General features: G+C 32.2%; 13 protein-coding genes. All 13 read left to right on the top strand.

Features of this window, described 5'->3' with window-relative positions; translation table 11 throughout:
• The 13 genes from sov (at nucleotide 1) to VLC96_RS01245 (ending at nucleotide 16,227) form a co-directional block, all read left to right on the top strand.
• Nucleotides 1-7,152 carry a T9SS outer membrane translocon Sov/SprA gene (gene sov / locus VLC96_RS01185; protein ID WP_325260216.1) on the top strand — a complete coding sequence of 2,384 codons (7,152 nt, stop codon included), beginning with the start codon at nucleotides 1-3 and terminating at the stop codon, nucleotides 7,150-7,152.
• 81 nt (nucleotides 7,153-7,233) lie between these two features.
• Nucleotides 7,234-7,614, top strand: a complete 381-nt coding sequence (gcvH, locus tag VLC96_RS01190) for a glycine cleavage system protein GcvH (protein WP_325260217.1) — start codon at nucleotides 7,234-7,236, stop codon at nucleotides 7,612-7,614.
• 136 nt (nucleotides 7,615-7,750) lie between these two features.
• Nucleotides 7,751-8,005, top strand: a complete 255-nt coding sequence (locus tag VLC96_RS19130; RefSeq protein ID WP_325260228.1) for a VanZ family protein — start codon at nucleotides 7,751-7,753, stop codon at nucleotides 8,003-8,005.
• A gap of 102 nt (nucleotides 8,006-8,107) precedes the next feature.
• Nucleotides 8,108-8,851 (top strand): deoxyribose-phosphate aldolase, encoded by a 744-nt coding sequence (deoC, locus tag VLC96_RS01200; protein WP_325260218.1) that lies wholly within the window; start codon nucleotides 8,108-8,110, stop codon nucleotides 8,849-8,851.
• A gap of 19 nt (nucleotides 8,852-8,870) precedes the next feature.
• Nucleotides 8,871-10,985: a capsule assembly Wzi family protein gene (locus VLC96_RS01205; protein WP_325260219.1), complete on the top strand. Its 2,115-nt coding sequence runs from the start codon at nucleotides 8,871-8,873 to the stop codon at nucleotides 10,983-10,985.
• 157 nt (nucleotides 10,986-11,142) lie between these two features.
• Nucleotides 11,143-12,045: a heme o synthase gene (cyoE, locus tag VLC96_RS01210; protein WP_325260220.1), complete on the top strand. Its 903-nt coding sequence runs from the start codon at nucleotides 11,143-11,145 to the stop codon at nucleotides 12,043-12,045.
• A gap of 2 nt (nucleotides 12,046-12,047) precedes the next feature.
• On the top strand, nucleotides 12,048-12,635 hold the full coding sequence (locus tag VLC96_RS01215) for a cytochrome c oxidase subunit 3 (protein ID WP_325260221.1): 588 nt from the start codon (nucleotides 12,048-12,050) through the stop codon (nucleotides 12,633-12,635).
• A 42-nt stretch (nucleotides 12,636-12,677) separates the two neighbouring features.
• On the top strand, nucleotides 12,678-13,652 hold the full coding sequence (locus tag VLC96_RS01220) for a cytochrome c oxidase subunit 3 (protein WP_325260222.1): 975 nt from the start codon (nucleotides 12,678-12,680) through the stop codon (nucleotides 13,650-13,652).
• Nucleotides 13,653-13,670: 18 nt separating this feature from the next.
• Nucleotides 13,671-14,021 carry a cytochrome C oxidase subunit IV family protein gene (locus tag VLC96_RS01225; RefSeq protein WP_325260223.1) on the top strand — a complete coding sequence of 117 codons (351 nt, stop codon included), beginning with the start codon at nucleotides 13,671-13,673 and terminating at the stop codon, nucleotides 14,019-14,021.
• Between the two features lie 75 nt (nucleotides 14,022-14,096).
• Nucleotides 14,097-14,750 carry a hypothetical protein gene (locus VLC96_RS01230; protein WP_325260224.1) on the top strand — a complete coding sequence of 218 codons (654 nt, stop codon included), beginning with the start codon at nucleotides 14,097-14,099 and terminating at the stop codon, nucleotides 14,748-14,750.
• Nucleotides 14,737-15,423, top strand: coding sequence for an SCO family protein (locus tag VLC96_RS01235; RefSeq protein WP_325260225.1), 687 nt, complete (start codon nucleotides 14,737-14,739; stop codon nucleotides 15,421-15,423). The genes VLC96_RS01230 and VLC96_RS01235 overlap by 14 nt, the downstream gene beginning before the upstream one ends.
• Before the next feature lie 29 nt (nucleotides 15,424-15,452).
• Complete coding sequence (locus VLC96_RS01240; protein WP_325260226.1) at nucleotides 15,453-15,995, top strand: DUF420 domain-containing protein; 543 nt, start codon at nucleotides 15,453-15,455, stop codon at nucleotides 15,993-15,995.
• Nucleotides 15,985-16,227, top strand: coding sequence for a hypothetical protein (locus VLC96_RS01245; RefSeq protein WP_325260227.1), 243 nt, complete (start codon nucleotides 15,985-15,987; stop codon nucleotides 16,225-16,227). The genes VLC96_RS01240 and VLC96_RS01245 overlap by 11 nt, the downstream gene beginning before the upstream one ends.
• The last annotated feature ends 4 nt before the right edge of the window (nucleotides 16,228-16,231 follow it).

Raw genomic sequence — 16,231 nt, forward strand, 5'->3', positions numbered from 1 at the left:
ATGCATAAAATTTACATTTTTTTACTTATATTTCTGTGTGGTTTTGCTTCGTATGCGCAAGATCAGGGAGCCGTTCAGGATACTATAAAAAAAGGATACGATGTTGGTGAACTTCAAATGGCAAATCCTAAAAGCATATTGTCTGCGTATACTTATGATCCTGTTACTGATACCTATATCTATACCAATTCCATAGACGATTTTAATATCAATTATCCAATTGTTTTAACTCCTGCAGAGTATGAAAAATTGATGCTTAAAGAATCAATGAATCAATATTTTGGCAAAAAATTAGATGCAATTGATGGTAATAAAAAAGGAAGCGATGCAGCCAAAAAAGATTTATTGCCGAGATATTATATAAAATCGGGACTTTTTGAATCTATTTTTGGAAGTAATACAATCGATGTAAAACCTACAGGTTCTATTGAAGTTGATTTAGGTTTGCTTCACACAAAGCAAGATAACCCCGCATTTTCTCCTAGAAACCGAAGCAAGACTTCATTTGATTTTAATCAAAGGATTAGCATGAGTTTGTTGGGAAAAGTTGGAACTAGACTTCAGGTAAATGCTAATTTTGACACTCAGTCTACTTTTGCTTTTCAAAATTTATTAAAATTAGAATACACTCCAGCGGAAGATGATATCGTCCGAAAAATTGAAGTTGGTAATGTAAGTATGCCTCTGAACAGTACTTTGATTCAGGGAGCTCAAAGTTTATTTGGAGTAAAAACCGAATTGCAATTTGGTAAAACTACTGTAACAGGCGTTTTCTCTGAACAAAAGTCTCAAGCAAAATCTGTAACTGCTCAAGGTGGCGGAACAATTCAGGAATTTGAAATGTATGGCTTAGATTATGATAGCGACAGGCACTTTTTCTTATCTCAATATTTTAGAGAAAAATACGATTCCTCTTTAAAAAATTATCCTTTTATTGATTCTCGAGTTCAAATTACAAGATTGGAAGTTTGGGTTACTAATAAACAAAACAGAGTCAATTCGACCAGTAACAATTTAAGAAATATTATTGCGCTACAGGATTTAGGAGAAGCACAATTGACAGGTATTCCAGACAATAAAGTAGTGGTTTTGAATCCTTCAACAGGAATGTTTGTTAAACCAATTGATTCTCCGAGTGACAATACTAATAACTTATATGATCCTGCTTTGATTAATAATGGATCAGGATATTTAAATAATAATATTCGTGAAATAGTTACAGCAAGTTCTGGGTTTTCTCCTTCCATAAATGTAAGCGAAGGAAGAGATTATTCAAAATTAGAAAATGCCAGAAAACTATTGCCTAACGAATATACTTTTAATGCTCAATTGGGTTACATTTCATTGCAGCAAAAGTTAGGAAATGACGAGATTTTGGCTGTTGCTTATCAATATTCTATTGGTGACAAAGTTTATCAGGTTGGGGAATTTGGTAATGATGGAGTCGAAGCAACAGTTGTTAGCGGAAATCAATCTTCGAATCAAACTGTCGTTTCTCAAACTTTAATTCTGAAAATGTTAAAAAGCAGTTTGACAAATGTGACCGATCCTATTTGGAATTTAATGATGAAAAACATTTATCAAATCCAAGGAGCTTATCAATTAGCGCAGGAAGATTTTAGATTAAATATATTATATAAAAATCCATCCGCATTAAATTATATAACGCCGGTTCCTGGAACTTCATTTCCAACAAATCCATCACCAGAAAACACTATTGATAATACCACTTTATTAAAAGTACTTAATGTAGATAAGTTAAATTACAATAACGATCCACAAACTGGCGGAGATGGTTTCTTTGATTTTATTCCAGGAATGACTGTTGACACTCAAAACGGAAGATTGATCTTTACGACCAAAGAACCCTTTGGAGAATTATTATTTTCTAAGTTGAAAGATAGTCCTAGTCAGGAATATGATGATCCAAAGACATATAATGATAATCAAAAAAAATATGTAAATCCATACATGTACCGCGTTACTCATGCTGGAGCTATTCAATATCCAGAGGTTAATAAATTCCTTTTGAGAGGAAAATATAAATCAGTGGGAGGTGATGGGATTCCTATTGGCGCTTTCAACGTTCCGATCGGATCTGTGAAAGTAACTGCTGCTGGTAGAGTTTTGGTAGAAGGAGTCGATTATAGCGTCAATTATCAATTAGGAAAAGTTCAAATTTTAGATCCTTCATTACAAGCTTCTAATACGCCAATTGAAATTTCATTAGAAAATAATTCGGTATTTGGTCAGCAAACCAGAAGATTTTTAGGATTCAATGTAGATCATTTAATTTCAGAAAATTTTATGGTTGGAGCTACTTTTTTAAACATGAAAGAGAAGCCATTCACTCAGAAATCTAGTTATGGTCAGGAATCTGTTAATAATAGTATTTTTGGTTTACATGGAAATTTTTCTGCTCCCGTTCCATTTTTTACTCGTTTGGTTAATAAATTGCCAAATATTGATACAGATGCTCCTTCTAATATTGCGGTAAGTGGAGAATTTGCTTATCTAATGCCTGATGCTGCTAATGGTGACAAGTTTGAGGGTGAGTCTACTATTTATGTTGATGATTTCGAAAGTTCACAATCGTCTATAGATTTGCGTTCTCCTTATGCGTGGAGTTTATCTTCAACGCCAGAAAATAATAATACCAGCAATTACAACTTCAATGGAAATTCAGATGGTTTGGACTATGGGTTTAAAAGAGCCAAGTTAGCCTGGTATTCTATAGATCCTGTTTTTTATACATCAAAACCTTCTGGTATTACAAATGACGATTTGTCTAGCAATACAACAAGAAGGGTTTACAGTGAAGAATTGTATCCATTAACAGATATTGTTCAGGGACAATCACTTGTGGTAAGCACATTGGATTTGAGTTATTATCCAAAAGAAAGAGGTCCTTATAACAATAATTTAAATGTTTCTGATACGCCTAATGAAAATTTTGGGGGAATTGTAAGGTCTTTGAGTTCTACAAATTTTGAGCAAAGTAACGTTGAATATATTCAGTTTTGGGTAATGGACCCTTATGTAGGAACAGGAAAGACATCAAATACAAATACAGGAAAAATATATTTTAACCTTGGAGAAATTTCGGAAGATGTTTTAAAGGATGGTCGAAAAGTATATGAAAACGGTTTTGGTCCGGATCAGGTTTTGGTAAATCCAGCTCCAGTCTGGGGTAATTCGCCGGCTTCACAATCATTAATTTATGCATTTGATAATGTAGAAAGCAATCGAGTTAATCAGGATATTGGTTTTGATGGACTTTCATCAAGCCAAGAAGCAAGAGTATATACAAATTATGCATCAGACTCCGATCCTGCTGGTGATGATTATTTGTATTATCTTAATACTTCGGGCGGTATTCTTGACCGATATAAAAAATATAATGGCGTAGAAAACAATTCAACAGTAAACATCAATTCACCTAATAGAGGCTCGACTACGCTTCCAGATGTTGAAGATGTGAATAGAGATAATACCATGAATACAATCAATGCTTATTATGAATATAGTATTGATATGAAGCCTAACATGACAGTAGGCGAAAACTATATTTCAGATGTGCGTAACACTGTAGTTACGTTGGTAAATGGTTCTACCACAGAAGCGAGATGGATTCAGTTTAAAATTCCAATCTCTCAACCGCAAAACACCATTGGAAAAATATCTGATTTCAGATCTATTCGTTTTATGAGAATGTTCATGACCAATTTTACAGATCAGGTTACGATGCGTTTTGGTTCTTTGGATTTGGTGCGTGGCGAATGGAGACGTTATGCAAATTCTTTAGATCCTAATGATTTGAATGTTAATGATGATGGAGCTGTTTTTGAGGCAGCTTCGGTAAATATTGAACAAAACTCCAATAGATGTCCGATTAATTATGTAAGTCCCCCAAGTGTTGTCAGAGAGCAATTGTATAATAACAATACAGTGATTAATCAGAATGAACAATCATTGTCAATGAGAATTTCCGGGACTGGATTGGAGCCATTAGATGGTCGTGGAGCTTTTAAGAATTTTAATGTTGACATGCGTCAATATAATAATCTTAAAATGTTTTTGCACGCCGAATCTTTGCCTGGTGAAATAGAACTAAAGGATGATCAAATGGTTGCTTTTTTACGTATTGGAGCCGATTATTCTACAGATTTTTATCAAATAGAAATTCCGTTGAAAGTGACAGTTGCTTCTTCTTCTGGTGATAAAAATTGTCCACCGATGAATGCTGATTTAGTTTGGCCATCAGATAATGAAATAGATTTGTCTTTAAAATTATTGACAGATTTAAAATTAAAATCTTTAAAAATTGACAAGACAACTTTGCCCGCAGATGGAATTTATTATGCAGATGATGATCCTAATGTTGAAGGTGGCGATGGTGATAGTAAATTACGTTTGGGTATAAAAGGAAATCCAAATTTAGGTTTGGTTCGAAATATTATGCTGGGGCTAAAGAATAATGAATCCATTGGAGGTCAGAATCTAAAAGGAGAAGTTTGGTTCAATGAGCTCCGTTTGGCGAATATGGATAACAAAGGAGGAATGGCTGCTTTGTTAAATATTGATACAAATTTTGCAGATTTAGCGACAGTTTCATTTACTGGAAACGTTAAAAATTATGGGTTTGGAACTATAGAACAAGGCCCAAATGAACGAAGCAGAGAAGATATACAGCAATATAATGTGGTAACCAACATTAACTTGGGAAGATTTTTGCCAAAGAAATGGGGTGTTAATGTACCATTCAATTATTCAGTAGGTGAAGAAATTATTACACCAGAGTATGATCCTTTTTATGATGATATTAAGTTGAAACAAGTACTGGATGATGCCGATACAGAGGCTGAAAGAAAAGAAAAGTTGACACAAGCTATCGATTATACAAAACGTAAAAGCATCAACTTAATTGGTGTAAGAAAAGATCGTAGCCCAACAAAAAAACCAATGCCTTATGATGTGGAAAATTTTACTTTTTCACAATATTATAATGAAGTAGCACGTCATGATTTTGAAGTTGAAAAAAACTTGGATCAGCAATCAAGAACTACTTTGGATTATGCTTTTGCATTTCAGCCAAAACCAGTTGAGCCTTTTCAGAAAACGAAGTTCATGAAGAAAAGCGCCTATTGGAAGTTTTTAAGTGATTTGAACTTTAATTATTTGCCTTCAAATATTAATTTCAGCACCAATGTGGTGAGACAAAGTAATGAACAGCAATTTAGACAAGTTGAAGATATCGGTATAGGTTTTGAGCCATTGTTCAGAAGGAATTTTGGTTTTAATTACCAGTATGGTTTTAATCTGAATTTGACTAAATCTTTAAAAATAAATTATACTGCTGCATCTAGAAATTTAGTTAAAAATTACTTGGATGAATTTAATGAACCTATTGATGGTGTAACTATCTGGGACGGTTATTTAGATACAGGAACACCTAATTTTCACATGCAACAGTTTGTTCTGAATTATGAAATACCTTTGAATAAAATTCCAGTTCTAGGATTTATTAAAGCTAACTATACATATACCGGTGATTATAGTTGGCAACAAGCTTCTACAGCTTTGAGTAATATCAATATTGAGGGACAAAATTATGATTTAGGGAATACGGTTCAAAATGCCAAATCAAGTGTTTTTAATACGACTTTAAACATGGAGACTTTGTATAAGTACATTGGTATTTCTAAAAGTTCTGTCAACACAAAACCAAAAGCTGCGGCTCCGCCGAAACCAGGTGAAAAAGTTGTGAAAAATGATCCATTAAAGAAAATAAATCAAAACCAATTTATTCAAGGTCTAAAAGGTATTTTAACAAGTGTAAAAACTATTCAATTGTCGTTTACTGATAATGAAGGAACTGTTCTACCAGGATATACCCCTGGCGTAGGCTTTTTCGGTTCGTCTAAACCGACTTTAGGATTTGTTTTTGGTAGCCAAAGTGATGTGAGATTTGAAGCTGCCAAAAATGGTTGGCTAACGACTTATCAGGAATTTAATCAAAATTACACTACTGTTAAAAGTCAAATTTTCAAGGGTTCTGCTAATTTAGAAATAATACCAGATCTTAAAATTGACTTGTTGGCAGATCGTTCTTATTCCGAAAACTTCTCAGAGCAATATGATGTTTTCAATGGAATTTATAATTCTAGATCACCATATACTTCGGGAATATTTTCAATTTCAACGGTATTAATTGGAACATCTTTTTCTACAAGTAATGAGATCAGATCGACTGCATTTGATCAGTTTAGAGAGAATAGGCTTACGGTAGCCAATAGACTTGCTGTAGAAAGAGGAATTGATATTACCAATCCAGCCAATCTTGATGAAAAAGGCTTTCCTAGAGGATTTTCAAGTTCAAGTCAGGCGGTTTTATTGCCTTCATTTTTGGCAGCATATAGTGGTAATAGCGCCAATAGTGTTTCTTTTGATATTTTTAGAAATTTTCCATTACCCAATTGGGTAATTAAATATAATGGATTAATGCGCTATGAAATTTTCAAGAAAGCTTTTAAAAGATTCTCTTTGTCACAAAACTATAGAGCTTCTTATACGGTGAATTCTTTTAGATCGAATTTTAATTATACGAATAACCCAAATGGAGTTGATGATAGCGGGAATTATTATGTTCCTACAATTATGTCGAATGTTACTTTGGTAGAGCAATTTAACCCTTTAGTAAGAGTTGATTTCGAATTGAAAAACTCGTTAAAATTATTAACCCAAATCAACAAAGACAGGGCTTTATCAATGAGTTTTGATAATAATTTATTAACAGAAGTACATGGAATTGAATATGTAGTTGGATTAGGTTATAGAATAAAAGATGTGGTTTTCTCTTCAAAGCTTGCGGATAATCCAACTGGTGTTATAAAAAGCGATATCAACATCAAAGCTGATTTGACATACAGAGATAATCAAACTATTGTTCGTTATTTAGATTATGATAACAATCAATTGGGGGGTGGGCAAAATATTTGGACATTGAATACAACAGCTGATTATTCGTTGAGTAAGAATTTAACAATAATCTTTTATTACAATCATTCTTTCTCTAAACCGGTTATTTCGACTTCATTTCCTTTGACAAATATTAGTTCAGGATTTACTTTACGATATAATTTTGGAAATTAATTTTAAAATTCTAAAGCATAATTGTGTATAAGATTGTTACATTTGTGCAAAAAATAATTATTAATTATCAATTATCATTTTATGAGCATACCAGCAAATTTAAAGTACACAAAAGATCACGAATGGGTTAGTCTTGAAGGCGATATTGCTACAGTAGGAATTACACATTTTGCACAAAAAGAATTAGGAGATATTGTATATGTAGAGGTAGAAACATTAGATCAAACTTTAGATAAAGATGAAGTTTTTGGTACTGTTGAAGCTGTAAAAACGGTATCTGATTTATTTCTTCCATTATCTGGAGAGATCATTGCTTTTAATGATGCATTAGAAAGCAGTCCAGAAACTGTAAATTCAGATCCTTATGGAGCTGGATGGATGATTAAAGTGAAAATTTCAAATTCAGCGGAAGTTGAACAATTGCTTTCGAGTGAAGCATATCAAGAACTTATTGGTGCTTAAGCTTAAATATTTTTTTCTTTTTGTTGCTTTATTGTGGACCGGAATTGTATCCTATTTTTGCTTAATTCCTTCAGACGAAGTTCCTGTTATCAATATTCCAAACATCGACAAATGTATTCATGGTTTTTTTCATTTTGTGTTTACTTTTGTCTGGTTTTTGTTTTTTAGAAAACAATTGCGGTTTTATAATAATTTGAAACCTTTGTTGACAGCATTCATGTTTTCATTTGTATTCGGAATAGGAATAGAATTAATGCAACAATTTTTCACAACCACAAGACAAGCAGATGTTTTAGATGGTGTTGCTAATGTAACTGGAGCTCTTTTGGCTGTTTTAGCTGTCATAATTTGTAATAAATTTAATATTTTAAATAGCATATTAAAAAATTAATCCACTTAGGTGGATTTTTTTGTTTCTATATATGGGTTATTTAGTGTGATTTGTTTCTAATAATGTAATTTTGCAACTTTTAAACTTCATATAATTATTAGAATGGATATCAAAAAATATTTGGATTCTACCTATTTAAAAACAAATAGTCAGGCAGGATTAAGTGAGAGTGATAATGAAGCTGTAGCTCATGGTTTTATTCAAGAAGCCATTGATGAAGGTTTTAAATTGATAATGATACGTCCAGACAGAGTGGCTTTGGCAAAAAAGATGATTACTGAGGCTCATTCTGGAGTTTTAGTAGGAACTGTTATTGGTTTTCATGAAGGAACGGCGTCAATAAATGAAAAGTTGAAGGAAGCTCAAGAGAGTATTCAAAATGGCGTTGACGAATTGGATTATGTTTGCAATTATGAAGCTTTTAAAGCAGGAAACGTTGATTTAGTAAAAGAAGAAATTTTAAAAGGTACTCAACTCGGCATTGATAATGGTAAAGTTGTAAAATGGATTATTGAAGTGGCAGCACTTAATGATTCACAAATTGCTGAACTGACTTCATTAATCAAAAATGTAGTGCTTGAGAATTTTAAAGCTGAAGTATATAATTCTGTTTTTGTAAAATCGTCAACTGGATTCTATAAAACTGAAAATAATTTGCCTAATGGCGCTACAGTTCCTTCAATTAAAATTATGCTAGAAAATGCAGGACCTCTACCTGTAAAGGCTGCTGGTGGAGTAAGAACCTATAAAGAAGCACTAGAAATGGTTGAGCTAGGTGTTCAGAGAATTGGTACTTCTGGAGCTAAAGCTATTGCAAATGGAGAAGAAACATCTTCAGGATATTGATTTTGATATAAAGTAAGAAATGATAAAAAAGCCCCTAATTTTATTTTTGTTTTTTTGTGTATTTGCTGTAAATGCACAAACTCCTGATAGCAAAACATTTGAATCCTCGGATGAAAGATTTCCTGTTTTCCCTGCTTGTAAAAATTTGGATCTTCAAGATTTAGAAAATTGTTTTTATAATGAAGTTCAGAACTTTGTATATCACAGTTTTCAAGTTCCTGAAAAGTTGAAGCAAAATCAATATAAAGGAACTGTAAAAGTCCTTTTTGAAGTTGATGCTACAGGAAAGTTTAAAGTGTTATTTGTAAATTCAAATAATGAAGAATTAATTACAGAAACCAAGCGAGTTTTTGGAAATTTTCCAACAATTGATCCTCCAACTTATAATGGAAATCCAACATATTCGAAATTCAATTTGAGTATTGCGATTCCGTTATTATCACCGGAAGAAATTGCTGCTGCTGCAAAAGCCAAAAATGAGAATATTAATATCAATGAAGGTTTAACCGAATTAGACAGTATTGTCTATAAACGTTTTGATAATCCTCAATTTAACAGTCATTTGAATATTCCTTTTTCACATAGTTATTATGCCGAATTCGATCAGGAAATGAATAAAGTAGGTAGCAATAACCATACCGGTTCTAAGCCTTATACTTACACCGAAGTTGCAAAATATTATGATTTCCAAAAAGTCAATGCCAGTTTGATGAAAAATAAAACAAGCTGGTGGGGACGCAAAGTTTGGAATGAAAATTTAGCCGAAATTAAGGGTGAAGATTATTGGTTTGCGTTGAACTTTTTATTTAATGTTCAAGGCGGAATCTCAAATCCAAGTAAAACCGATTATACATACGTAAATACCAGAGCTCTTAATTTTAAAGGGGGACTTGGAACACGCTTGAATTTCACTACTACATTCTATGAAAGCCAAGGTCGTTTTGCAGATTATTACAATGCGTATGCCAATTCTATAAAACCTTCGGGTGGAAATCCAGCTATTATTCCTGGAATTGGAATTGCAAAACAATATAAAACTGATGCTTATGATTTTCCTTTGGCAGATGCCAATATATCATTTAATGCTGCTAAATTTTTGGATCTTCAATTAGGTTATGGCAAAAATTTTATCGGTGATGGATACCGTTCTTTGATTGTAAGTGATGGAGCAAGTCCATACCCTTTTTTTAAAATTGATGCTAATTTTTGGAAAATTAAATACACCGTTGATTACATGTGGCTAAAGGATGTGCGTCCTGATGTTACAGTAGATAAAACGTATGCGACAAAATACATGGTGAATCATTATTTAAGTTGGAATGTATCTAATAGATTAAATTTAGGATTTTTTGAATCAGTTGTTTGGACAAATACAAATGGAAGAGGTTTTGATGCCAATTTTGTCAATCCAATTGTGTTTTATCGTGCTGTTGAGTTCTCTTCATCGTCAAAAAGTGGTAATGCAATTTTAGGTTTTACTTCAAAATATAAATGGAATAATAAGTTGAATTTTTATGGACAATTCCTCATAGATGAATTTTCTACTAGCGATATTGCCGCAGGAGATGGAAGTTGGAAAAACAAATTAGGTTACCAGTTAGGAGCAAAATATTATAATGCATTCAAAGTTGATAATTTGACATTGCAATTGGAATTCAATCATGTGCGTCCTTATGTATATTCACATAGTGAACCAATTACCAATTATGCTCATAATAACCAAAGTATGGGGCATCAATGGGGAGGGAATTTTCAGGAATTGGTTTTGTTAGGATATTATAATAAAGGCAGATTTTATTCTAATGCTAAATTTACCTTAGGTAAACGTGGTTTTGATTTTGATACAGCCGATAATAATTTTAATTATGGGCAAAATATCTATAAAGATTATGATCTAAATAGGCCTTATGACAAAGGTGTTGAAGTTGGCCAGGGAAATAAAACAAGTGTCTTTATTTCAGAAGTTCAGGTTGGATATTTAGTAAATCCAGCTACTAATTTTAAATTTTTTGGTAATTTTTTATATAGAAATTTTGATCCAACTACTAATACTGCTAAAGTTTTTAAAGAGCAAACTACTTGGTTCACTGTTGGATTTAGATCAGATGTGTTTAATTGGTATTTTGATTATTAGTGTTTTTCTTAGTTAATTTTAATAATGTTTTTTAATTATTCAGTAAATGCCGATTAAATGGTAAACAATTTTTTGAAATCATAAAATCGTAGACCATTTTTGAATCTAATTTGTATATTTGCACCAGTTTTCAAGAAAAAAACACCAATTTACCGCTTTGAATACAACTACAAATTCCATTTCGTTAAAGTCTATCTATTTTGATTTTAAAGCAATTACTAAGGCAGGATTAGCCATAAGTGTTGTTTTCTCTTCAATTGCGGGTTATGTTCTTGGCTTTAATTCCACTCATACTTTTAGCTTTTTAATTTTGTTAAAATTGGCAATAGGAGGGTATTGTATGGTTGGTGCATCTAATGCCTACAATCAGGTTATTGAAAAAGATTTAGACGCTTTGATGGATCGTACTAAAAATCGTCCAGTTGCATCGGGAAGAATGTCTCCCACTTTGGCGTTAATCGTGGCAACTTTGCTTACTATTTTGGGAGTAGTTCTGCTTTATACGATTAATCCAAAGTCAGCGATGTTTGGAGCCGTATCTATTTTTTTATATACCAGCATTTATACTCCTCTTAAAACAGTTACGCCACTTTCAGTTTTTGTGGGCGCGTTTCCTGGAGCTATTCCTTTTATGTTGGGATGGGTTGCCGCAACTAATGAATTTGGTATTGAAGCAGGAACTTTATTTTTAATTCAGTTTTTTTGGCAGTTTCCGCATTTTTGGGCAATTGGTTGGTTTTTATATGAAGATTATCAAAAAGCAGGTTTCTTTATGTTGCCTACTGGTAAAAAAGATAAAGGGACTTCATTACAAATTATCTTGTACAGCGTTTGGTTAATTATTGCGTCATTATTACCTGCTTTAGGTTATACAGGGCGTCTATTTATTTCACCCATTGCTGCAGTTTTAGTTTTGTTATTAGGTCTTTGGGTTTTGTTTTATGCTGTTCGTTTGTATCAGATAAAAACCGCGAAAGCCGCACGAACATTAATGTTAGTAAGTGTTTCTTATATAACATTGTTGCAAATAGTATATATTGTAGATAAATTTTTAAGATAATTATGGAAGTTACAATGACAGCCGAAGATTACAAATCAAGAACGGCAAGATCATACAAATTGATATTGTTGTTTGCAATGGTAAGCATGACAATGATGTTTGCTGGTCTCACAAGTGCCTATGTGGTAAGCCAATCAAGAGCAGATTGGTTGAAGGATTTTCAATTGCCTTCAGCTTTTTATTTTAGTACTCTTGCTATTTTGGGATGTAGTGTTACATTTCATTTAGCGAAAAAAGCAATTCAAAAGGACAATCAAAGCAAGACAACTTCATTGCTTTTGGCGACATTGGTTTTGGGTATTTTATTTGTAGTCCTACAATTTGTTGGCTTTGGACAGATTGTAGAAAATGGATATTATTTCACTGGAAGTGCCAGCTCTATTACTACGACATTCCTTTATATTGTTGTAATTGTGCACTTGCTACACTTGGCTGGAGGAATGATATCGTTGTTGATTATTATTTATAATCATTTTAAACAAAAATATAATTCAGGTCAAACTCTTGGAATAGAACTAGGTGCAATGTATTGGCACTTTTTGGATTTCTTATGGGTTTATTTATTTTTGTTTTTATATTTCTTTAAATAAGAAAAAAATGTAATTTTGGGAACTTTTTAACGAATAACTTTTATGGAAGCGACAGTTACTACTGCAAATAGTGAAAAAACTTGGGGAGGCGGAAATGAGCCAATGGGAGCAAGTTATGGTAAATTAATGATGTGGTTTTTTATCGTATCAGATGCCTTAACATTCTCTGGATTTTTAGCAGCCTACGGATTTTCTAGATTTAAATTTATTGAAACTTGGCCTTTGGCTGATGAAGTGTTTACACACTTTCCATTTTTACACGGAGTATCTGCTCCAATGTATTATGTAGCATTAATGACTTTTATTTTGATTTTTTCATCTGTAACGATGGTATTGGCAGTAGATGCTGGTCACCAAATGAAAAAGGATAAAGTAGCCCTTTATATGTTTTTGACAATAATTGGGGGTATTATTTTCGTTGGTTCTCAAGCATGGGAATGGAAAAACTTTATTAAAGGTGAATATGGTGCAGTTGAAACGACAGGTGGTAGCTTATTGCAATTTGTAGATAAAGAAGGTCACCGTATTGCTTTAGAAGATTTTGCAGCGAAACTTCCTGTTGAAAGAGAGCACTTGTCAAGAAATGAAGGAAAATGGTTCATGGAAGAACCAGCAATCCCTAATTATACTGTTGCTGAGGTTCAAGCTGGTTTCAAAGCTCATCCTGAAGTTTTGGTGAGAATTGAAAAATTAAACAAAGACAAAAAGAAAGTAATTCTTTCTAGAGAAGAATCTCAATTACGTTTAGATCAAGCTAAAATTGTAATTGAAGGAGCTAATCTAACTCATAACGAATACGGAAGTAAGCTTTTCGCTGATTTCTTCTTCTTTATTACAGGTTTCCACGGATTCCACGTTTTCTCTGGAATAGTAATTAATATCATAATCTTTTTCAATGTTCTTTTAGGAACTTATGAAAAAAGAGGAAGTTATGAAATGGTTGAGAAAGTGGGATTGTACTGGCACTTTGTTGATTTAGTTTGGGTATTTGTATTCACATTCTTCTATTTAGTTTAATATCTTAGATTTATTATTATGTCACACGAACATGTATCTAACACAAAAAGAATCTGGACTGTTTTTGGAATTCTATCAATAATAACAACTGTTGAAGTTGCTTTTGGTATCATCAGACCGGATGCTCTATATATGCACAATTTTTTAACAATGAGTTTGTTAAACTGGCTCTTTATCATTTTAACATTAGTTAAAGCTTATTACATTGTATGGGCTTTCATGCATATGGAAGGTGAAAAAAGTTCATTAAGAAACGCAGTCGTTTATCCTTTAATTTTCTTAGTTTGTTATTTAATATTTATACTTTTGACAGAAGGAGATTATGTATTTGAGGTTTTTAGAAATTCTACGATTAAATGGAATTTCTAACAAGATATTAATTCAATATAAAAGGTGTTCGCCGCGGCGAATGCCTTTTTTTATTTTAATACAATAAATTTTATAATGAAGAAAAATATTGTTCTTTTCGTTCTATTTGTATTACCTATTGTTGCTTATTTATTTTTTGCTTCAGGGGTAAATAGCTTTACAAAATTACCGGTGATTACACCTAAGATTCCTAATTTTGGTGAATGGAAATCTCTTAATGGAGAAAAAGTGACTTTGGATAATAAAATTACAATCCTTGGTTTTTCTGGTACTGAGATTCTTAAAAATAGAGGGAATTATTTCAATTTAAATGAAAAGATTTATCAGCGTTATCACGATTTTAAAGACTTACAGTTTGTTGTTTTAGCCCCTTTGGGAACCGAAAAAGATGTTAAGGTTGTTCTGGATGCCTTAGGTGCATTTACAGATATTAGCCAATGGCATTTTGTTTTTGCTAGTCCTGAAGAAATTAAATCATACTATAGTCAATTAAAATTGAAAGGTAGTTTGAATGCCGATTTAGGAACTCCCAATGTTTATATAGTTGATAAAGAAAGAAACTTAAGAGGAAGAAAAGAAAAAAAAGATTATAAAGAAGGGTATAGTACATTTCATCCTGCCGATTTAAGCAATGAAATGTTAGACGATTTTAAGGTTATTTTATATGAATACCGGGCAGCTTTAAAAAAGAATCATAACGCAACAAAACAATTAGATGTTAAAAAATAAATCATACATAGGGATATCTTTTATAATTCTGGTTTTTGGTATATATGCTATTCCAAAAATTATTGATCGAGTGCAAAAAGGTAGTGTTGTTCAAGGCGATCGCTTAGATAAAGTGAATGCATCTAAAGAAGTTGATCAAAAATTAGTTAAAATTGGTCCAGCGCCAAAATTTGAATTAACAAATCAAGATAATATAAAAATTTCGAATGATTTTTATAAAGGAAAAGTGTATGTGTTGGAGTTTTTCTTCGCTACTTGTCCTTCTATTTGTCCAAAAATGAATGCTAATATGGTGACTTTGCAAAATACTTTTTTTGGAAATCCTAACTTCGGTATTGTTTCAATTACGATAGACCCTGAGCATGATACTCCAAAAGTTTTGAAAGAACATGCTAAAATTTTAGGTGCGAAGTCGGCAAATTGGAATTTTTTAACTGGTGATAAAGACTATATCTATAGTTTGTCAAACAAAGGTTTTAATATCTATGTTGGTGAAAATAGCAAGGTAAATGGTGGTTTCGAACATTCTGGCCTTTTTGCTTTAATTGATAAAAAAGGAAACATCAGATGTAGAAAAGATGATTTTGGAAATCCAATTTTGTATTATGATGGATTAGAGAAAAAGGGTATTAGAGATATACAACAAGACATTCAAGCATTGTTGAAGGAATAAATTAAAAACAAAAAGTAGATTAATAAATAATGGAAAATAATACAGTTGAACAGAAATACAATAAGTGGATAGTGTTGTTATCAATAGCGATTCCGGTTGCGGTGGCTGTTCTTTTTAAAGTAAAATTAAAAGATTTTGGAATTAATGTTGCACCATTATCGTTTTTACCTCCAATATATGCAACTATAAATGGAATAACGGCGGTGTTATTAATTTTGGCTGTTGTTGCAATCAAAAAAGGAAACAGAAAACGCCATGAGTTGTTGATGAAAATGGCAATTGGATGTTCTGTTGCTTTTTTGGCAATGTATGTAGCCTATCACATGACTGCTGAATCTACTAAATATGGTGGAGAAGGAATATTAAGACTAGTGTATTTCTTTATTTTGCTTACACATATAGTTTTATCAATTGCTATCATACCTTTGGTTTTAATAACGTATGTTAGAGCTTTAGCAACTAAATTTGATAAACATAAAAAAATTGCCAAAATTACTTTTCCAATTTGGCTATATGTTGCTGTAACTGGAGTAATTGTCTATTTAATGATTTCACCGTATTATGTTCACTAAATCAAGACTCAAAAATATAGAACGAATAGGTTTATCTACATTGTTATTCGTATTATTTTCAGTTAATTCATTTGCACAATGTGCAATGTGTCGTGCAGCTTTAGGAGGAGAAGAAAACAAAGCCAAAGCAGCAGCAATTAACGATGGAATTGTTTATCTAATGGTGATTCCGTACATACTTGTTGGAGCGTTGGGATATTACATTTATAGAATGAAAAAGAAAAAGCAGTAATCAA

The sequence above is a fragment of the Flavobacterium sp. genome (assembly GCF_035456085.1).
GTDB lineage: Bacteria > Bacteroidota > Bacteroidia > Flavobacteriales > Flavobacteriaceae > Flavobacterium.

Excerpts from the sequence above, each read along its gene's own strand:
- VLC96_RS01245 (WP_325260227.1), top strand. The coding sequence starts at position 15,985 with ATGTTCACTAAATCAAGACTCAAAAATATAGAACGAATAGGTTTATCT.
- VLC96_RS01215 (WP_325260221.1), top strand. The coding sequence starts at position 12,048 with ATGGAAGTTACAATGACAGCCGAAGATTACAAATCAAGAACGGCAAGA.
- VLC96_RS01225 (WP_325260223.1), top strand. The coding sequence starts at position 13,671 with ATGTCACACGAACATGTATCTAACACAAAAAGAATCTGGACTGTTTTT.
- VLC96_RS01205 (WP_325260219.1), top strand. The coding sequence starts at position 8,871 with ATGATAAAAAAGCCCCTAATTTTATTTTTGTTTTTTTGTGTATTTGCT.
- sov (WP_325260216.1), top strand. The coding sequence starts at position 1 with ATGCATAAAATTTACATTTTTTTACTTATATTTCTGTGTGGTTTTGCT.
- gcvH (WP_325260217.1), top strand. The coding sequence starts at position 7,234 with ATGAGCATACCAGCAAATTTAAAGTACACAAAAGATCACGAATGGGTT.
- deoC (WP_325260218.1), top strand. The coding sequence starts at position 8,108 with ATGGATATCAAAAAATATTTGGATTCTACCTATTTAAAAACAAATAGT.
- VLC96_RS01235 (WP_325260225.1), top strand. The coding sequence starts at position 14,737 with ATGTTAAAAAATAAATCATACATAGGGATATCTTTTATAATTCTGGTT.
- VLC96_RS01240 (WP_325260226.1), top strand. The coding sequence starts at position 15,453 with ATGGAAAATAATACAGTTGAACAGAAATACAATAAGTGGATAGTGTTG.
- VLC96_RS01220 (WP_325260222.1), top strand. The coding sequence starts at position 12,678 with ATGGAAGCGACAGTTACTACTGCAAATAGTGAAAAAACTTGGGGAGGC.
- VLC96_RS01230 (WP_325260224.1), top strand. The coding sequence starts at position 14,097 with ATGAAGAAAAATATTGTTCTTTTCGTTCTATTTGTATTACCTATTGTT.